We start from the raw sequence: 16,985 nt of genomic DNA, 5'->3' as shown, positions 1-16,985 counted from the left end.
GTGTCGGCATTTTCAAGGCGTCAGAAAACCTGCGTTTGAGCCCGAAGGGCTACGCAACTGAAGCGATAAATGGAATCACGGCTTAGATGGCATAGTCGAAACGATAAGTCACATAGATCACGATTGAATTTGCAAATCGATGTGATAGAGGGCATAGTCTCGGCTTCTTTACACATCAGCCACGGTCGTGCCCATGCTAAATCGCTTCGCACCCCTCGTGCCTCTCGCACTCGTTACCCTGTTGTTTGGTTGCGCCTCCCACCCTCAGCAGGTGGCAGAACAGCAAAAACCACAGGTTCAAAATCAGGCAAAGTTCGTTGCTGCACAGTCTGCTTCTGTTTATGAAGAAGAGGTGGCAACCGAAAAAGAACTCGCCGAGTTCTCTGACAGCAAGCCTTACCAACTGCCTCTTCTGGCCGACAGCATCCTTGAGCGCGGCATGTCCTTGATCGGTACCCGTTACCGTTTCGGCGGCACCTCGGAAGCCGGTTTTGATTGCAGTGGTTTCATTGGTTACCTGTTTCGTGAAGAAGCCGGCATGAATCTGCCGCGCTCTACACGCGAGATGATCAACGTGAATGCACCGTTGGTCGCACGCAACAACCTCAAGCCCGGTGATCTGCTTTTCTTTAGTACCAGTGGCCGCGGTCGTGTCAGTCACGCCGGTATCTACCTGGGCGATAACCAATTTATCCATTCCAGCAGCCGCCGCAGTGGTGGTGTTCGGGTCGATAACCTGGGTGACAGCTACTGGAGCAAAACCTTCATCGAAGCCAAGCGTGCACTCGCCATGGCTCCGACTACGGTTACCGCTAGTAAGTAAAGTTAAAGTGATACTTGAAGTTTGACGTGTAAGCGCTAGAATCCCTGGACATTGTTGTCATCCGTTCGCGCGAGCTTTGCTTGCGCGTTCTGGTTTTCAACGTTCGGCAGCGAAAGCCGCATCCAGACCAGGATTGTTCTGCACATGTCGACCTCGGCCCGCCTGATGCTTATTGTTTGCGCCGCGCTGCTCAGCGCCTGCGCCAGTCGTACACCGCCGCCCGCGCCCGTCGCGGTCAAGCCTAAGCCGGTGTTCAACTATGCCACCCAGAATTTCTCGCCTGCTGCCGAAGACGTGCTCTTTCGTGCGCTGGGCCTGGTCGGCACACCTTACCGCTGGGGCGGCAACACACCGGACTCGGGATTTGATTGCAGTGGCCTGATCGGTTTTGTATTCCGCGACGCTGCCGGCATCTCATTGCCGCGCACCACCCGTGAATTGATCGTGATGCGTGCCCAGGACGTCAGCGAACAAAACCTGCAAACCGGCGACCTGCTGTTCTTCGCTACCGGTGGTGGTTCGCGGGTCAGCCATGCGGGCATCTATGTGGGGGAGGGCCGCTTCGTACACGCGCCTCAAACCGGCGGTACGGTGAAGCTGGATACGCTATCCAAAGCGTATTGGCAGAATGCCTACCTGAGTGCCAAGCGCGTGTTGCCAGGGAATCTGGCGCGTAATCCCTGAATCAATAAAACTCCAAAATGTGGGAGCGGGCTTGCCCGCGAATACAGTGTGTCAGTCAAAGGATTGGTTGGCTGGGGCACCGTAATCGCGGGCAAGCCCGCTCCCACATTGGTGTGTGGCGATTTACTTAGCAGCCGACACCCGCCAAACCTTATTGCCCACATCATCGGCCACCAGCAAATCCCCCTGCTGATCTATCACCACGCCGACCGGCCGGCCCATGGCTTTCTCATCGCTATCAAGAAACCCCGTCAGCACATCCACCGGTTGCCCTTTCGGCTGGCCCCCTTCGAAGGGAACGAAAATCACCTTGTAGCCACTGTGCGGCTTGCGGTTCCAGGAACCATGCTGGCCGATAAATGCGCCATTACTGAAGGGAGCGGGCAGTTTGCTGCCCTCGGCGAAGGTCAGCCCCAGCGACGCAGTATGAGGGCCTACCGCATAGTCGGGAGCGATGGCCTTGGCGACCATGTCCAGGTTCTGCGGGGTGACACGCACATCCACATGCTGGCCGTAATAACTGAAAGGCCAGCCGTAGAAGCCGCCATCCTTGACCGAGGTGATGTAATCCGGCACCAGGTCACTGCCGATCTCATCGCGTTCGTTGACCGCCGTCCACAGCTTGCCGCTCTGTGGCTCCCACGCCATGCCGTTGGGGTTGCGCAGGCCGGAGGCAAAAATGCGGTGTTGGCCGCTGGCGCGGTCGACTTCCCAAATGGCGGCGCGGCCCTGTTCGGCTTCCAGGCCGTTTTCGCCGACGTTGCTGTTGGAGCCGACGCTCACGTACAGCTTACTGCCGTCCTGGCTGGCCACTACATTTTTGGTCCAGTGGTGGTTCAGGGGGCCACCGGGTAAATCCACCACCTTGGTGCCCGGAGAGTTGATGGCTGTTTCACCTGGCTGATAGGGGAAGCGCAGCAATTTATCCGAATCGGCCACATACAGGTCGTTGCCTACCAAGGTCATGCCAAACGGCGAATTGAGGTTCTCCAGGAACACCGTGCGAGTTTCTGCTACACCGTCATGGTCGGCATCGCGCAGCAAGGTAATACGGTTCGGGCTCGGCACCCCGGCACCGGCACGGTCCATGACTTTTTCCATCACCCAGCCACGTACGCCTTTGGCATCGTCCGGCTTGGGCGGTGCATTGGTCTCGGCCACCAGCACGTCGCCGTTGGGCAGCACGTAGAGCCAGCGCGGATGATCCAGGCCTTCGGCGAACGCGGCCACTTGGGTACCGGCGGCGGCGATGGGCTTGGCGCCTTCGGGCCAGCCGATGGCCGGGGCGATATTGACGGTGGGGATCAGCGTCTTGTTCGGCTCCGGCAACTTGGGCGAGGGCCCGGTGCCATCGGCGACCTGCAGGGTCGAACTTTCGCCGCACGCCGCGAGGCTGCCTGCAAGCATGATCAGTAGGGCGAGTTGGGTTTTAGGCATGGTTTTCTCCTTGATACCTGTAGGGGTAGAGAAGCACGAACGGCAGATGGTTCAAGTACAAGGCCAGCTTTAATTGACGCTCCACCCCCAACCCACTAACCTTCGCGGCTTGTTCCAGGTGCTCTGTGGCGCGCGCGTCGACAGAGTGAAACAGGGAAGCCGGTGAGTGAGCGCACTTGTACACAGTGCCGCCGCGATTCCGGCGCTGCCCCCGCAACGGTAAATGAGTCAAGACGGTGCTGTTTGCCACTGTATCGCGTGCGATATGGGAAGGCGCCCCCTCGGCTGCTTGCTATCAAAAGCGCCACTCATGAGCCCGGAGACCGGCCTGGATCATCCAACAGCATCACGGTGGGCGATGCTTGGCTGTCTGTTTTTTCTTTTTCCTGCCCGCCGTTTTTGTCCAGCCCCAACGGAGCGCTGCCATGACTGATTCCCCCGACCGCGACGAACGCCACCTGGCGCGCATGCTGCGCAAAAAAGCCGTGATTGACGAGCGCATCGCCAATTCCCCCAACGAGTGCGGCCTGCTGCTGGTGCTGACCGGCAACGGCAAAGGCAAGAGCAGTTCGGCGTTCGGCATGTTGGCTCGGGCCATGGGGCATGGCATGCAATGCGGTGTGGTGCAGTTCATCAAGGGGCGTAACAGCACCGGCGAAGAATTGTTTTTCCGCCGCTTTCCCGAGCAGGTGCACTTTCATGTGATGGGCGAAGGCTTCACCTGGGAAACCCAGGATCGCCAGCGCGATATCGCCGCTGCCGAAGCGGCTTGGGCGGTGTCCCGGGCCATGTTGAATGACCCCTCTATCGGCTTGGTGGTGCTGGACGAACTGAACATCGCCCTCAAGCACGGTTACCTTGACCTGGACCAGGTACTCAGCGATCTGCAAGCGCGCCCGCCCATGCAGCATGTGGTGGTCACCGGCCGTGGCGCCAAGCCTGAGCTGATCGAAATGGGCGACACCGTCACCGAAATGGGCATGCTCAAGCACGCGTTCCAGGCCGGTATCAAGGCACAGAAAGGCGTCGAACTTTGAATCAGCCCCGTCATTGCCCGGCCGTATTGATCGCCGCTCCGGCGTCTGGCCAGGGCAAAACCACGGTCACCGCCGCGCTGGCCCGTTTGCACCGCAACCTGGGGCGCAAGGTGCGCGTGTTCAAATGCGGGCCGGACTTTCTCGACCCGATGATCCACGAGCGTGCCAGTGGCGCGCCGGTGTACCAGTTGGACATGTGGATGGTGGGCGAGCAGGAAAGCCGCCGCCTGCTCTGGGAGGCAGCGGGGGAAGCTGACCTGATTCTCATCGAAGGCGTCATGGGCCTGTTCGACGGCACGCCTTCGAGCGCTGACCTGGCGCGGCACTTCGGTGTACCGGTGCTGGGCGTGATCGATGGCACCGCCATGGCCCAGACGTTCGGCGCCCTGGCCTTGGGGCTGGCGCGCTATCAGCCCGACCTGCCGTTCGCCGGCGTGCTGGCCAATCGCGTCGGCACCCTGCGCCATGCGCAATTGCTTGAAGGCAGCCTCACCGAGGGCTTGCGTTGGTACGGCGCGTTATCCCGTGAGACTGGCATCGAACTGCCCAGCCGCCACCTGGGCCTGGTGCAAGCCAGCGAACTGAATGACCTTGATATACGCCTGGATGCCGCCGCCCAGGCGTTGGGCAGCAGTTGCGAAGTGGCTCTGCCGCCGCCGGTGACCTTTGCCGCGCCGCAAGTGATGGAGGCCGAGCCCTTGCTGGCCGGTGTGCGGATTGCCGTGGCCCGTGACGAAGCCTTTGCCTTTACCTACGGTGCCAGCCTGGATTTGCTGCGGGCGATGGGCGCCGAGTTGAAGTTCTTCTCACCGATCCATGATCGCCAATTGCCTCAAGCTGACAGCCTCTATTTGCCCGGCGGCTATCCGGAACTGCACCACCAGGCATTGTCGGCCAATACCTCGATGCTGGACGCCATTCGTGCTCATCACGCCGCTGGCAAGCCACTGCTCGCTGAATGTGGCGGCATGCTCTATCTGCTCGACTCCTTGACCGATGTGGACGGTACACGCGCCGAACTGGTTGGCTTGTTGCAAGGCGATGCGGTGATGCAAAAGAAACTCGCGGCCCTGGCGCTGCAAAGTGTCGAGCTGCCGGAGGGGACCTTGCGTGGGCATACCTATCATCATTCCCTGACCAGTACCGAATGGGCGCCGATTGCCCGTGGGCTTAGCCCTAACGGCGGGCGCGGTGCCGAAGCGGTCTATCGACAGGGGCGGATGACGGCGTCCTATGTGCACTTTTATTTTCCGTCGAATCCTGGCGCGGTGGCCGCGTTGTTTGCGCCTGACCTTGAGACAGCTATCGCAGGCAAGCCAGCTCCCACAGGGGAATGCATTCCAAATGTGGGAGCGGGCTTGCTCGCGAAGAGGCCATGACTGACAACGCTTTCCCCCAAGCCGATCGCGAGGCCGTCTATCGCGCCATCGCCGAACGCCGCGACATGCGCCACTTCCGCGGTGGCAGCGTCGCGCCTGAGCTGCTGCAACGCCTGCTCCACGCCGCGCACCAGGCGCCCAGTGTCGGCCTGATGCAGCCGTGGCGTTTTATCCGCATCAGCGACCGTTCGTTGCGCAGCCAGATTCAACAGTTGGTGGAAGAAGAGCGCGTGCGCACCGCTGAAGCATTGGGCGAGCGCTCCGATGCGTTCATGAAGCTCAAGGTCGAAGGCATCAACGACTGCGCCGAGGTACTGGTCGCCGCCTTGATGGACGATCGTGAGCGCCACATTTTCGGGCGCCGCACCTTGCCGGAAATGGACATGGCCTCGCTCTCCTGCGCCATCCAGAACCTGTGGCTGGCGGCGCGCGTGGAAGGGTTGGGCATGGGCTGGGTTTCGCTGTTCGACCCCCAGGCCCTGGCCGAGTTGCTGGGTTTGCCACCCGGCGCAAAGCCCCTGGCAGTGTTGTGCCTGGGCCCGGTGGCAGAGTTTTACCCAGCACCGATGTTGCAGCTCGAGGGCTGGGCCGAGCCGCGACCGCTAAGTGACATGCTGTATGAAAACAAGTGGGGAGTGAGTCAATGAGTGTGGCCTTGCTGTGTGTCGCTGCGGTGGCGCTGGATGCGCTGCTGGGTGAGCCCAGGCGCTGGCATCCGCTAGTGGCGTTCGGCAATTTCGCCGGGCGCATCGAGCAACGTTTCAATACTGGCGGGCGTGGCTGGCGCAGCCATGGTGTGACCGCGTGGTTTATCGCGGTGGTGCCGCTGACCCTGCTGGCCACGGCGTTGTCGTGGGCGCCTTATATCGGCTGGCTGCTGGAGATCCTGGCGCTGTACTGCGCCTTGGGCATGCGCAGCCTGGGCGAGCACGTGATGCCGGTGGCCCAGGCCCTGCGCAGTGACGACCTGGACGAAGCGCGTACACGTGTGAGTTACCTGGTCAGCCGCCAGACCAGCGAACTGGACCACACGGAAGTCGCGCGCGCAGCCACCGAATCGGTGCTGGAGAACGGCAGCGATGCGGTATTCGCCGCGGTGTTCTGGTTCGTGGTGGCGGGTGTGCCGGGCGTGGTGCTCTATCGTCTGAGCAACACCCTGGACGCCATGTGGGGCTATCGCAATGAGCGCTTTGAGCGCTTCGGCTGGGCAGCCGCCAGGATCGATGATGTGCTCAACTATATTCCTGCGCGCTTGGTGGCTTTAACCTACGCGCTATTGGGTAAAACCCGCCTGGCGCTCAAATGCTGGCGCACCCAGGGGCCTACCTGGGACAGCCCCAACGCCGGCCCGGTGATGGCGGCGGGGGCCGGTGCCTTGGGTGTGGAGCTCGGCGGCGCGGCGATTTATCACGGCGAGGTGCATCAGCGCCCGCCATTGGGCGAAGGCCCGCCGGCCGACGCCGATTCCATTGATCGCGGCTGGCAACTGGTGCAGCACGGCGTATGGCTGTGGCTGCTGGTCCTGTGCGTGGGGGCGCAAATCTATGCTTGAACATGGTGGTCGGCTGCGTAAGGCCGCGATTGAGTACGGCATTGCCGAAGCGGATTGGCTCGACCTGTCCAGCGGCCTGGCGCCCTGGCCGTGGCCGATTCCCGAGATTCCCTTGCGTGCCTGGGCGCGCTTGCCGGAAACCGATGACGGCTTGGAGAAGGCTGCCAGCGAGTATTACGGTGCCGGCCCGTTGCTGCCGGTGCCGGGCTCCCAGGCAGCGATTCAACTGCTGCCGCGCCTGCGTCGTTCCGGTAAGGTCGGCGTGCTTTCGCCCTGTTACGCCGAGCACGCCGAAGCCTGGCGCCGCGCCGGTTATGTGGTGCGCGAAGTGCAGGAGCAGGAAGTCGACTTCTTTCTCGACAGCCTCGACGTGCTGGTGGTGGTCAACCCCAACAACCCCACGGGCTTGAGCCTGAGCCCGCAACGCCTGCTGGACTGGCATGCGCGGCTGGCCCAGCGCGGTGGCTGGCTGGTGGTGGACGAGGCGTTCATTGACGTGACCCCGGACTTGAGCCTGGCCAGCCATGCCGATCAGGTCGGCTTGATCGTGCTGCGCTCATTCGGCAAGTTCTTCGGCCTGGCCGGCGTGCGCCTGGGCTTTGTGCTGGCCGAGCGCAAGTTGCTCAAGCTGTTGGCCGAACAGGTCGGGCCCTGGGCCGTCAGTGGGCCGACGCGGGTGCTGGGCAAAGTGTGCCTGCGCGACACCGACGGGCATGCGCGCCAGCGCAGTCGTTGCATCGCAGCCGGCCAGCGTCTGTTTGAGTTGCTTGAGCGCCGCGGCCTTCAACCTCAGGGTGGCTGCGCATTGTTCCAGTGGTTGATTACCCCCCACGCTGAACGGCTTCACGAGTTCATGGCCCAGCGCGGCATCCTGCTGCGCCTGTTTGTGCACAACAGCAGCGTGCGCTTGGGCCTGCCCGACACCGAAGCTGACTGGCTGCGCCTTGATGAAGCCCTGGCCGCCTACAAGGACGCCACATGACCACGTTGATGGTGCAGGGCACCACCTCCGACGCCGGTAAAAGCACCCTGGTGACTGCGCTGTGTCGCTGGCTGGTACGCCAGGGTGTCGCGGTGGTGCCGTTCAAGCCGCAGAACATGGCGCTCAACAGCGCGGTGACCGCCGAAGGCGGCGAGATCGGCCGCGCCCAGGCGGTGCAGGCCCAGGCTGCCAACCTGGCGCCCCACACCGACATGAACCCGGTGTTGCTCAAGCCCAACAGCGACACTGGCTCCCAAGTGATCATCCATGGCCGTGCTGTCACCAGCATGAATGCCGTGGCCTATCACGACTACAAAGCCATTGCGATGCAAGCGGTGCTGGCCTCCCACACGCGTTTGAGCCAGGCCTACCCGGTGGTGATCGTCGAAGGCGCGGGCTCACCGGCCGAGATCAATTTGCGCGCCAATGACATCGCCAACATGGGCTTCGCCGAAGCGGTGGACTGCCCGGTGCTGTTGATCGCGGACATCAACCGCGGCGGCGTGTTTGCCCATCTGGTTGGCACCCTGGAGCTGCTGTCGCCCAGTGAACAGGTGCGGGTCAAGGGCTTCATCATCAACCGTTTTCGCGGCGATATCGCGTTGCTGCAACCAGGCCTGGACTGGCTCGAAGCGCGCACCGGCAAACCGGTAGTCGGCGTGCTGCCCTACGTGATGGACCTGCACCTGGAAGCGGAAGACGGCATCGACCAGCGCCAGATCGACAAGGCCGCCCAGGTGCTCAAGGTGGTGGTGCCGGTGCTGCCGCGCATCAGCAACCATACCGACTTCGACCCGCTGCGCTTGCACCCCCAGGTGGACTTGCAGTTCGTCGGGCCGGGCCAGGCGATACCTGCCGCTGACCTGATCATCTTGCCGGGCTCGAAAAGCGTGCGCAGTGACCTGGCCTATCTGCGTGCCAACGGCTGGGATACTGCCGTGGCGCGGCATCTGCGTTATGGCGGCAAGGTACTGGGGATCTGCGGCGGGTTGCAGATGCTCGGCGAGCAAGTCCACGACCCGTTGGGCCTGGAAGGGCTGGCCGGTTCCAGTGATGGCCTTGGGTTGCTGGCGTTCAGCACCACCCTGGAACAAGAGAAACAACTGCGCAATGTGCGTGGGCGTCTGGTATTGGAAGATGCCGACGTCAGCGGTTATGAAATCCATGCGGGGGTGACCTGCGGCGCTGCCTTGGCAAGCGCTGCGGTCCTGCTGGACGATGGTCGCAGCGATGGCGCGCAGAGCCCCGATGGGCAAATTCTAGGCACCTACCTGCACGGCCTGTTCGAGACCCCGGCAGCGTGCAGCGCGTTGCTGCGTTGGGCCGGGTTGCAGGATGTGCAAGAGGTGGATTATCACCGCTTGCGCGAGCGCGATATCGAGCGGTTGGCGGACTTGGTGGAGCACCACTTGGACACCGATTTGTTGCGCAAGCTATGTGGGATCTGACGGTGTTCACACGATCCGATTGTGGGAGCGGGCTTGCTCGCGAATGCGGTGGGTCAGCCATAGGTGCATTCACTGATACACCCTATTGGCGAGCAAACCCGCTCCCACATTGTTTCTCAGGGGCCTTTGCATGTATCAATTGATCCTCGGCGGCGCCCGTTCGGGCAAGAGCCGCCTGGCCGAAAAGCTTGCCGCAGAGAGCGGGCTTGCCGTCATTTATATCGCAACCAGCCAGCCGCTCGACGGTGAGATGAACAAGCGTGTCACTTTGCACCGCCAGCGTCGCCCCGGCCATTGGGGCCTGGTTGAGGAGCCCATCGAGCTGTCGCGCGTGCTGCGCGAGAACGCCGCCACTGATCGCTGCCTGCTGGTGGATTGCCTGACCTTATGGCTCACCAATCTTCTGATGCTCGAAGACCCGGCGCGCCTTGCGTGCGAGCGTGATCAACTGTTGCAAACCCTGGCCTCGCTGCCGGGGGAAATCATTTTTGTCAGCAACGAGACCGGTCTGGGTGTCGTGCCGCTGGGCGAATTGACTCGCCGTTATGTGGATGAAGCCGGTTGGCTGCATCAAGCCTTGGCCGAGCAATGTCAGCGCGTTGTGCTGACGGTCGCCGGCTTGCCCCTGACTTTGAAAGGTACTGCGTTATGACCGATTCCTGGTGGCTCAACCCCTGTAAGGCGGTGAATGCCACAGCCCACGAACAGGCGCTGGCGCGTCAGCAGCAGTTGACCAAGCCCGCTGGCTCCCTCGGCCAGTTGGAGGCCCTGGCGGTGCGGTTGGCGGGTTTGCAGGGCCAGGTCAAACCGTCGGTTGATCACCTGTGGATCGCGATTTTTGCCGGCGATCACGGTGTGGTCGCTGAAGGTGTGTCGGCGTTTCCCCAGGAGGTCACCGGGCAGATGCTGCAAAACTTCGTCACCGGTGGTGCGGCAATCAGCGTGTTGGCGCGGCAACTGGAAGCGCAATTGGAAGTGGTTGATCTTGGCACGGTCACGCCTTCCCTGGCTTTGCCTGGCGTTCGTCACCTGAATATCGGTGCGGGCACGGCCAATTTTGTCCATGCCCCGGCGATGACCCAGGCCCAGGGCCAGTTGGCCCTGCAAGCCGGGCGAGACAGCGCACACCGCGCCCTGCAAAGCGGGGCACAGCTGTTTATCGGCGGCGAGATGGGCATCGGCAACACCACCGCGGCCAGTGCCTTGGCCTGCGCATTGCTGGATTGCCAAGTCACTGACCTTGCAGGCCCTGGTACCGGTTTGAACGCCGCAGGGGTCAGCCATAAGGTCGCGGTTATCGAGCGCGCCTTGGCGTTGCACGCCGGTCAGCGCGGCGATGCATTGCAAACCCTGTTCAATCTCGGCGGTTTTGAAATAGCCGCGCTGGTCGGTGCTTACTTGGCCTGCGCCCAGGAAGGCATCGTGGTGCTGGTGGATGGGTTCATCTGCAGCGTGGCCGCGCTGGTGGCGGTGCGCTTGAACCCGGCATGCCGCGAATGGCTGGTGTTCGGCCATCGGGGTGCCGAGCCGGGTCATCGCCATGTGCTGCACAGCCTCGATGCGCAACCGTTGCTGGAACTGGGCCTGCGCCTGGGCGAAGGCAGCGGCGCGGCGTTAGCGGTGCCCTTGTTGCGCCTGGCGTGTGCGCTGCACGGGCAGATGGCGACCTTCGCCGAAGCCGCCGTGGCGGACCGCCCCGCATGACCTTGCGCCTGGACCTGCTGCGCCACGGCGAAACCGAGCTGGGCGGCGGCCTGCGTGGCAGCCTGGACGATGCGCTGACCGCCAACGGCTGGCAGCAGATGCGCGACGCAGTGGTGGGGCAAGGGCCGTGGGATCGGCTGATCAGCTCGCCGCTGCAACGCTGCGCTCTGTTCGCCCAGGAGCTGGGGACGCAACTTGATTTGCCGGTGAGTCTGGAGCCTGACTTGCAGGAGCTGCACTTCGGCGCCTGGGAAGGGCAGAGTGCGGCCGCGTTGATGGATACCGATGCCGAAGGGCTGGGCTTGTTCTGGGCCAACCCCTATGACTTCACGCCGCCGGAGGGTGAGCCTGTCATCCAGTTTTCCGGGCGGGTGCTTGGCGCTATCGCCCGGTTGCATCAGGCCTATGCTGGTCAGCGGGTGCTATTGATCAGTCATGGCGGTGTGATGCGCCTGCTGCTGGCCCAGGCGCGAGGGTTGCCCCGTGAGCAACTGCTGAATGTCGAAGTTGGTCACGGCGCCTTGTTCGGCCTGCAGGTTGAGGCCGATGGCGTGTTGAAGGAAGGGCGCTGACGATGCTGCCGTTCTGGATCGCCCTGCAATTTCTCAGCAGCCTGCCCATTCGCTTGCCGGGCATGCCGCAGCCTCAAGAGCTGGGCCGTTCGTTGCTGTTTTATCCGCTGGTAGGGTTGCTGTTCGGCGTGCTGTTATGGGGCCTCAACCAAATGTTGCAGGGCGCCCCGTTGCTGTTGCACGCCGCGTTGCTGCTCACAGCCTGGGTGTTGCTCAGCGGTGGCCTGCACCTGGACGGGCTGGCCGACAGCGCCGATGCCTGGCTGGGTGGTTTTGGCGACCGCGAGCGCACCCTCAGCATCATGAAAGACCCGCGCAGCGGCCCGATTGCGGTGGTCACCCTGGGCCTGGTGCTGCTGCTCAAGTTCAGCGCCTTGGTGGCGTTGATCGAGCAACACAATGGCGCCGCCTTGATCCTGGCGCCCCTGATCGGACGCGCTTCGATGCTGGCGCTGTTTCTCACCACGCGCTATGTGCGGGCGGGCGGATTGGGCCAGGCACTGTCAGACCATCTGCCGCGAATTGTCGGCCAACAGGTGCTGATCCTCAGCGGGTTAGCCTGCATTCTGATCGGCGGTTTCAGCGGCGGCATCGCGGTGTTGCTGGCGGTACTGTGTTTCGTGTGGCTGCGCCAGTTGATGGTCAAGCGTCTGGGCGGTACCACCGGCGACACTGCTGGCGCACTGCTGGAGCTGCTTGAAGTCGCGGTGCTGGTCGGGCTGGCGTTGTAACGCTTTCTTGCAATTGATTAACTCCGGGTATATACACGCTCTATGCTTGCCTCCCAATGTTTATGCACCAACCTGCGACGCGCCGCTCGTGGCGTCAGCAGGCACTACGACGGCGCTCTCGACGGCTTCGGGATCAACGTTGCCCAGTATTCTCTGTTGTGCAACCTGCAGCGCCTCGATCAACCGAGCATTTCCAGCCTGGCGGACGCCATGGGCCTGGATCGCAGCACCCTGGGGCGCAACCTGCGCGTCCTGGAAGGTGAGGGGCTGGTGCAGTTGGTGGAGGGCGATGATTTGCGCAACCGCCTGGTGGTGTTGACTGACGCCGGCCATGAACGGCTAGCTGCTGCGTTGCCGGCATGGGAGGCGGCGCAACAAAAATTGATTGATAAGCTCGGCGCCGAAAAGCGCGAAATGTTGTTGGCCTTGCTGGATGAACTCGCCTGAACGGCGGTTTGTTCGACTACAAGCGGGTATATACCCGCGAACGGAGAATAAGAAATGACCTCGATGTGGCGCACCAGTGGTTGGGTCCTTTTAGGGAGTGCGCTGATCCTGGCGTTGTCCTTGGGCGTACGGCATGGCTTTGGCCTGTTCCTGGCGCCGATGAGCAGCGAATTCGGTTGGGGGCGTGAAACCTTTGCCTTTGCCATCGCCTTGCAGAATCTGATCTGGGGCTTGGCGCAGCCATTTACCGGGGCCTTGGCCGACCGTTTCGGCGCGACCAAGGCGGTGTTTGTCGGCGGGGTGTTGTACGCCGTCGGCCTGGTGCTGATGGGCATGTCCGACTCCGCGTGGTCCCTGTCGTTGAGTGCAGGTTTGCTGATTGGCATTGGCCTGTCCGGCACCTCGTTCTCGGTGATTCTCGGCGTGGTTGGCCGCGCCGTTGCGCCGGAAAAACGCAGCATGGCCATGGGCATTGCCAGCGCCGCCGGCTCGTTCGGCCAGTTCGCCATGGTGCCCGGCACCCTCGGCTTGATTGGTTGGCTGGGCTGGTCCGCAGCGTTGCTGGCGCTGGGCTTGATGGTGGCGTTGATCCTGCCGCTGGTCGCCATGCTCAAGGACCGGCCGCTGGCGGTTACGGTGGGCCAGCAAACCCTGGGCGAAGCGCTGAAAGAGGCTTGTTCTCACTCCGGCTTCTGGCTGCTGTCCTTCGGCTTCTTTGTGTGCGGTTTCCAAGTGGTTTTTATCGGTGTGCACTTGCCGGCGTACCTGGTCGACCAGCATCTGCCAGCCACGGTGGGCACCACGGTGCTGGCCTTGATTGGCCTGTTCAACGTATTTGGCACCTACACGGCGGGTTGGCTCGGTGGCCGCATGTCCAAGCCGCGTCTGCTCACCGGCTTGTACCTGTTGCGGGCGGTAGTGATTGTGTTGTTCCTGTGGGCGCCGGTCACCGAAGTCACGGCGTATCTGTTTGGCATGGCGATGGGCTTTTTGTGGTTGTCCACGGTGCCGCTGACCAATGGCACCGTCGCGACCCTGTTTGGGGTGCGCAACCTCTCGATGCTCGGCGGGATTGTGTTCCTGTTCCACCAGCTTGGCTCGTTCCTCGGCGGGTGGCTGGGCGGGGTGGTCTATGATCGAACCGGCAGCTACGATTTGATCTGGCAGGTGGCAATTTTACTCAGCCTGCTCGCCGCCGTGCTGAATTGGCCGGTGCGTGAGCGGCCGGTGGCGCGCATTCAGGCGCAGATGGAGGCGGCATGAGCATGACAGCGCGTCTTATGCTGTTGGCTGTGGGGCTGGGGTTATTGCTGCTGGCCTGGTGGGGTTGGCAACGGGGCGGCCTGGCGTTGATGCAACTGGGCATGGCGATCTGCTAAGTTGTGGGTCTGAACTGACTCAAGGACTTTTGACATGCAGATGCGCTGGCTCGCTGTACCCGTCCTGATGGCTATTGGCAGCGTGGCGATGGCCGCCAGTTGCCCACCGTTGCTGGAGGGACAACTGCCCAAGCTGCGGGCCAAGGAATCCATCGACCTGTGCCAGCAATTCGCTGGCAAGCCCTTGGTGATCGTCAACACGGCGAGCTTCTGCGGCTTTGCCCCGCAATTCAAAGGCCTGGAAGCGTTGTATCAGCGCTACAAGGGCGAAGGCCTGGAAGTGATCGGCGTGCCGTCCGATGACTTCAAGCAGGAAGCCAAGACCGGGGAAGAAACCGCCAAGGTCTGCTACGTGAATTATGGCGTGACCTTCACCATGACCGAGCCGCAGAAGGTCAGGGGGCCGGATGCGGTGCACCTGTTCAAGGTACTTGCACAGCAGGCCGACGCGGCGCCCAAGTGGAACTTCTACAAGTATGTGGTGGATCGCCAGGGCAATCTGGTTGCCAGTTTTTCCAGCCTGACCAAGCCGGACAGTCCAGAGCTGATCGAGGCGGTGGAACAGGCATTGGCTTCCAAACCCTGATCACCAAACAAAAGCCCCGCCTCCTTCACAGGAGAGCGGGGCTTTTTATGCGACTGCGGGTTAGAACTTGTAGGTCATGCCCAAGCCGAAACCGTTGGCGCTGTTTTCATACTTGGCGTTGTAGCTGGCCAATTGGTTGGAGCGTGAAACCTTGACGTCCTCTTCCTTCAGGTAGGAGTAGGCCAGGTCGATGGTCATGTTATCCATGACCTGGTAGCCCAGGCCCAGGCTGAAGATAGTACGGTCGCCGGTCGGGATGCGCGGTGAGCGATCCGTGTTGTTGGTGGGCGACTGGTCGAATGTCAGGCCGGTACGCAGTACCACTTGCTTGGTGAGCTGGTACGAAGTACCCACAGCGTAGGCCCAGGTGTCGTGCCAGTTCTGGTCTTCCTTGATTGTGCTGACCAGGCCTGGGGCAAGCGCGCCGCCAGTAGCGCCGCTGACGCCTTCGTTCTTGACGGTGATGTCTTTCAGGCGGCTCCAGCGTGTCCAGGTTGCACCGGCATAGAGTTTCCACGCGTCGGTCAGGTCTTGAGTGACGGACAGGTCGTAGGACTCAGGTGTGTCGATTTTCAGCGAGGCGTCATAGCGGTTGCTGCGCAGGAACGGCGAGGTCGCGGTCGGTGCGGTGACTTCGGTGTGGCCGTCCAGCTTGTAGCTGACCTTGGAGTGGTAGGTCAGGCCGACGCGGGTGGTATCGGTGGCTTGGACCAGTACGCCGATGTTGAAGCCCAGCGCGGTGTCGTCACCCTTGATCTTGATATTGGTGTCTGGCGCGCGAGGGTTCAGCGTCAGGTCCGATTCCAGGGTGCCGGCGATGCGGTTGATGGTCGGGCCAAAACCCACGGAAACGCGGTCGTTGAAGGCGTAGCTGACGGTCGGTTGCAAGGTGATGACTTTCACTTCGCTCTTGCTGCCAAAGCCACGGCCCTGGAAGCCGCTTTCGTAGTCGGTCACCAGGCCGAACGGCGCATAGACGCCGAAGCCGACAGCCCACTGGTCATTGAGCTTATTGGTGTAGAAGCCGAAAGGCACGGCAGTGAAAGGCACCATATCGCCTTTGTTGCTGCCAGCGGAGCGGCCGCTGACATTGCTGATATCGGTGGAGGCATCAATGGCTGCAACGCCACCGGTGATCTGTTGGCCTTCCAGGCGTGCCATACCGGCAGGGTTACCGAACACAGTGCTCGCATCATCGGCAGAAGAAGAGCGACCTGCGAAACCGGTACCCATCCCGCTGACGCTCTGTTCGTTGAGGGCAAAGCCGCTGGCGAACAGTTGGGAGGATGCCATGGCAATGGCGAGGCCAAGTGTGGTCTTGAGCATTACTTTTTTCATTATTAGAACTCCGTGTGATCACCGCAGCGGAAAGTATCAATAAATTTCACATCGCGCTATAGGCTGTAATGCAGGAGATAGAGCGGTTTTGTAGGACAATCCGACCAAAATTGCCGTTTTTTGCCGAATCTTGCAATTTGCCCGGTCAGCAAGCTGCCTGTTTAATGGGGCTTACACAGGTTTGCCACGCTTGGGTGAAATCTCGCAGGCGGCCTTGTGGATGGAATATTTCTTTCCAGATACGCGCCATGGCCAGCACATCGCCGGGTGCGGGTAGGGCAGGGCGCTGTTGTTCCACCAGCAACCAGGCGATGGCCGTGGCGTAGCGCAGGTTCACCGTCAACTCCAACTGAGGCGCGCTGAGGAACGCATGTTGGCTGGCCAGCCCGCGCACCAGGCTGGCGCGTTCCGGGTCCAGGGCCAGGTAGTCATCCCAGAGAGCGCGGTGACGTGGTTCGGTGATGCTGTAGAGGCCATGGCCGCGCCGGTCATGCAGCGCCGAGCCCAGTTCTGACTGGCTGGCGGCAATGCCCAGCAGCAGGGATTCGGCTGTCGAGCTGTGACGGCCGAGGTACATCAGCGTCGGCCGGATCACATAACGACACAATTCACTGGCGGCAATACCCATACGAGCCTCAGTCCTTGCAAAGGGTGGACGAGCCTGAGAAGGGGGAGCTTGGCAGCAATAAATCGGATCTCAGGCCCGTCGTAAGCGGATCAGGCCGCTTGAGTTGAAGTGTAGTGTTATATTCCTGATGTAAAGGACTGTTTTTAAAACATCTTCTGCAATCGGTTATAACGTTTATATCGATTTGTACTTAGCGCCACCGACTCAAGGCCAAATTCCAGGCAATAAAAAACCCTGTTATTCAAACAGGGTTTTTGA

The 16,985-nt window shown here is 61.7% G+C and carries 18 protein-coding genes and 1 riboswitch; of the genes, 15 read left to right on the top strand and 3 right to left on the bottom strand.

The genetic code is table 11. From position 1 onward, the window contains the following. Nucleotides 1–193 precede the first annotated feature (193 nt). Together JJD66_RS09190 and JJD66_RS09185 are read left to right on the top strand one after the other, a co-directional pair. Nucleotides 194–823 (top strand): C40 family peptidase, encoded by a 630-nt coding sequence (locus JJD66_RS09190; protein ID WP_003193051.1) that lies wholly within the window; start codon nucleotides 194–196, stop codon nucleotides 821–823. Nucleotides 824–967: 144 nt separating this feature from the next. Then, complete coding sequence (locus JJD66_RS09185) at nucleotides 968–1,507, top strand: C40 family peptidase (RefSeq protein WP_003193049.1); 540 nt, start codon at nucleotides 968–970, stop codon at nucleotides 1,505–1,507. Between the two features lie 123 nt (nucleotides 1,508–1,630). On the opposite strand, the gene JJD66_RS09180 is transcribed toward JJD66_RS09185, so the two are convergent. Next, nucleotides 1,631–2,944 carry a PQQ-dependent sugar dehydrogenase gene (locus JJD66_RS09180; RefSeq protein WP_200647996.1) on the bottom strand — a complete coding sequence of 438 codons (1,314 nt, stop codon included), beginning with the start codon at nucleotides 2,942–2,944 and terminating at the stop codon, nucleotides 1,631–1,633. Nucleotides 2,945–3,043: 99 nt separating this feature from the next. Further along, nucleotides 3,044–3,290, top strand: a riboswitch (cobalamin riboswitch). Between the two features lie 79 nt (nucleotides 3,291–3,369). Between JJD66_RS09180 and cobO the strand changes: the two genes are divergently transcribed. The 13 genes from cobO (at nucleotide 3,370) to JJD66_RS09115 (ending at nucleotide 14,761) form a co-directional block, all read left to right on the top strand. Next, nucleotides 3,370–3,981 (top strand): cob(I)yrinic acid a,c-diamide adenosyltransferase, encoded by a 612-nt coding sequence (gene cobO, locus JJD66_RS09175; RefSeq protein WP_034128326.1) that lies wholly within the window; start codon nucleotides 3,370–3,372, stop codon nucleotides 3,979–3,981. After that, nucleotides 3,978–5,360, top strand: coding sequence for a cobyrinate a,c-diamide synthase (locus tag JJD66_RS09170; RefSeq protein ID WP_200647995.1), 1,383 nt, complete (start codon nucleotides 3,978–3,980; stop codon nucleotides 5,358–5,360). The genes cobO and JJD66_RS09170 overlap by 4 nt, the downstream gene beginning before the upstream one ends. Continuing rightward, nucleotides 5,357–6,007 carry a 5,6-dimethylbenzimidazole synthase gene (gene bluB / locus JJD66_RS09165; RefSeq protein ID WP_054899035.1) on the top strand — a complete coding sequence of 217 codons (651 nt, stop codon included), beginning with the start codon at nucleotides 5,357–5,359 and terminating at the stop codon, nucleotides 6,005–6,007. The genes JJD66_RS09170 and bluB overlap by 4 nt, the downstream gene beginning before the upstream one ends. Beyond that, nucleotides 6,004–6,912: an adenosylcobinamide-phosphate synthase CbiB gene (cbiB, locus tag JJD66_RS09160; protein WP_200647994.1), complete on the top strand. Its 909-nt coding sequence runs from the start codon at nucleotides 6,004–6,006 to the stop codon at nucleotides 6,910–6,912. The genes bluB and cbiB overlap by 4 nt, the downstream gene beginning before the upstream one ends. Beyond that, entirely contained in the window at nucleotides 6,905–7,894 is a 990-nt protein-coding gene (gene cobD, locus JJD66_RS09155) for a threonine-phosphate decarboxylase CobD (RefSeq protein ID WP_200647993.1), read from the top strand. Before cbiB ends, cobD begins: the two co-directional genes overlap by 8 nt. Then, nucleotides 7,891–9,342: a cobyric acid synthase gene (locus tag JJD66_RS09150; RefSeq protein ID WP_200647992.1), complete on the top strand. Its 1,452-nt coding sequence runs from the start codon at nucleotides 7,891–7,893 to the stop codon at nucleotides 9,340–9,342. The genes cobD and JJD66_RS09150 overlap by 4 nt, the downstream gene beginning before the upstream one ends. Before the next feature lie 130 nt (nucleotides 9,343–9,472). Further along, the gene (gene cobU, locus JJD66_RS09145; protein WP_200647991.1) at nucleotides 9,473–9,994 is read left to right on the top strand and encodes a bifunctional adenosylcobinamide kinase/adenosylcobinamide-phosphate guanylyltransferase; all 522 of its coding nucleotides are present in this window, start codon (nucleotides 9,473–9,475) and stop codon (nucleotides 9,992–9,994) included. Next, on the top strand, nucleotides 9,991–11,046 hold the full coding sequence (gene cobT / locus JJD66_RS09140) for a nicotinate-nucleotide--dimethylbenzimidazole phosphoribosyltransferase (protein WP_200647990.1): 1,056 nt from the start codon (nucleotides 9,991–9,993) through the stop codon (nucleotides 11,044–11,046). Before cobU ends, cobT begins: the two co-directional genes overlap by 4 nt. Further along, the gene (cobC, locus tag JJD66_RS09135) at nucleotides 11,043–11,618 is read left to right on the top strand and encodes an alpha-ribazole phosphatase family protein (RefSeq protein WP_198716380.1); all 576 of its coding nucleotides are present in this window, start codon (nucleotides 11,043–11,045) and stop codon (nucleotides 11,616–11,618) included. Before cobT ends, cobC begins: the two co-directional genes overlap by 4 nt. Before the next feature lie 2 nt (nucleotides 11,619–11,620). After that, entirely contained in the window at nucleotides 11,621–12,349 is a 729-nt protein-coding gene (locus tag JJD66_RS09130) for an adenosylcobinamide-GDP ribazoletransferase (RefSeq protein ID WP_200647989.1), read from the top strand. Nucleotides 12,350–12,391: 42 nt separating this feature from the next. Then, entirely contained in the window at nucleotides 12,392–12,796 is a 405-nt protein-coding gene (locus JJD66_RS09125; RefSeq protein WP_003193031.1) for a MarR family winged helix-turn-helix transcriptional regulator, read from the top strand. 54 nt (nucleotides 12,797–12,850) lie between these two features. Further along, a complete protein-coding gene (locus JJD66_RS09120) occupies nucleotides 12,851–14,059 on the top strand; it encodes an MFS transporter (protein ID WP_431191595.1) in 1,209 nt (402 codons plus the stop codon). Nucleotides 14,060–14,209: 150 nt separating this feature from the next. After that, nucleotides 14,210–14,761 carry a glutathione peroxidase gene (locus JJD66_RS09115; RefSeq protein ID WP_200647988.1) on the top strand — a complete coding sequence of 184 codons (552 nt, stop codon included), beginning with the start codon at nucleotides 14,210–14,212 and terminating at the stop codon, nucleotides 14,759–14,761. 60 nt (nucleotides 14,762–14,821) lie between these two features. Here JJD66_RS09115 and JJD66_RS09110 read toward each other — a convergent pair whose 3' ends face one another. Together JJD66_RS09110 and JJD66_RS09105 are read right to left on the bottom strand one after the other, a co-directional pair. Continuing rightward, complete coding sequence (locus JJD66_RS09110; RefSeq protein ID WP_200647987.1) at nucleotides 14,822–16,099, bottom strand: OmpP1/FadL family transporter; 1,278 nt, start codon at nucleotides 16,097–16,099, stop codon at nucleotides 14,822–14,824. A 145-nt stretch (nucleotides 16,100–16,244) separates the two neighbouring features. Next, nucleotides 16,245–16,727 (bottom strand): hypothetical protein, encoded by a 483-nt coding sequence (locus tag JJD66_RS09105; protein WP_200647986.1) that lies wholly within the window; start codon nucleotides 16,725–16,727, stop codon nucleotides 16,245–16,247. Between the last annotated feature and the right edge of the window lie 258 nt (nucleotides 16,728–16,985).

It is taken from the genome of Pseudomonas sp. MF6751 (genome assembly GCF_016613265.1).
Lineage (GTDB): Bacteria > Pseudomonadota > Gammaproteobacteria > Pseudomonadales > Pseudomonadaceae > Aquipseudomonas > Aquipseudomonas fluorescens_BV.
Note: the sequence above shows the minus strand (reverse complement) of the source record. Positions and strands in the feature narration are given on the sequence as shown.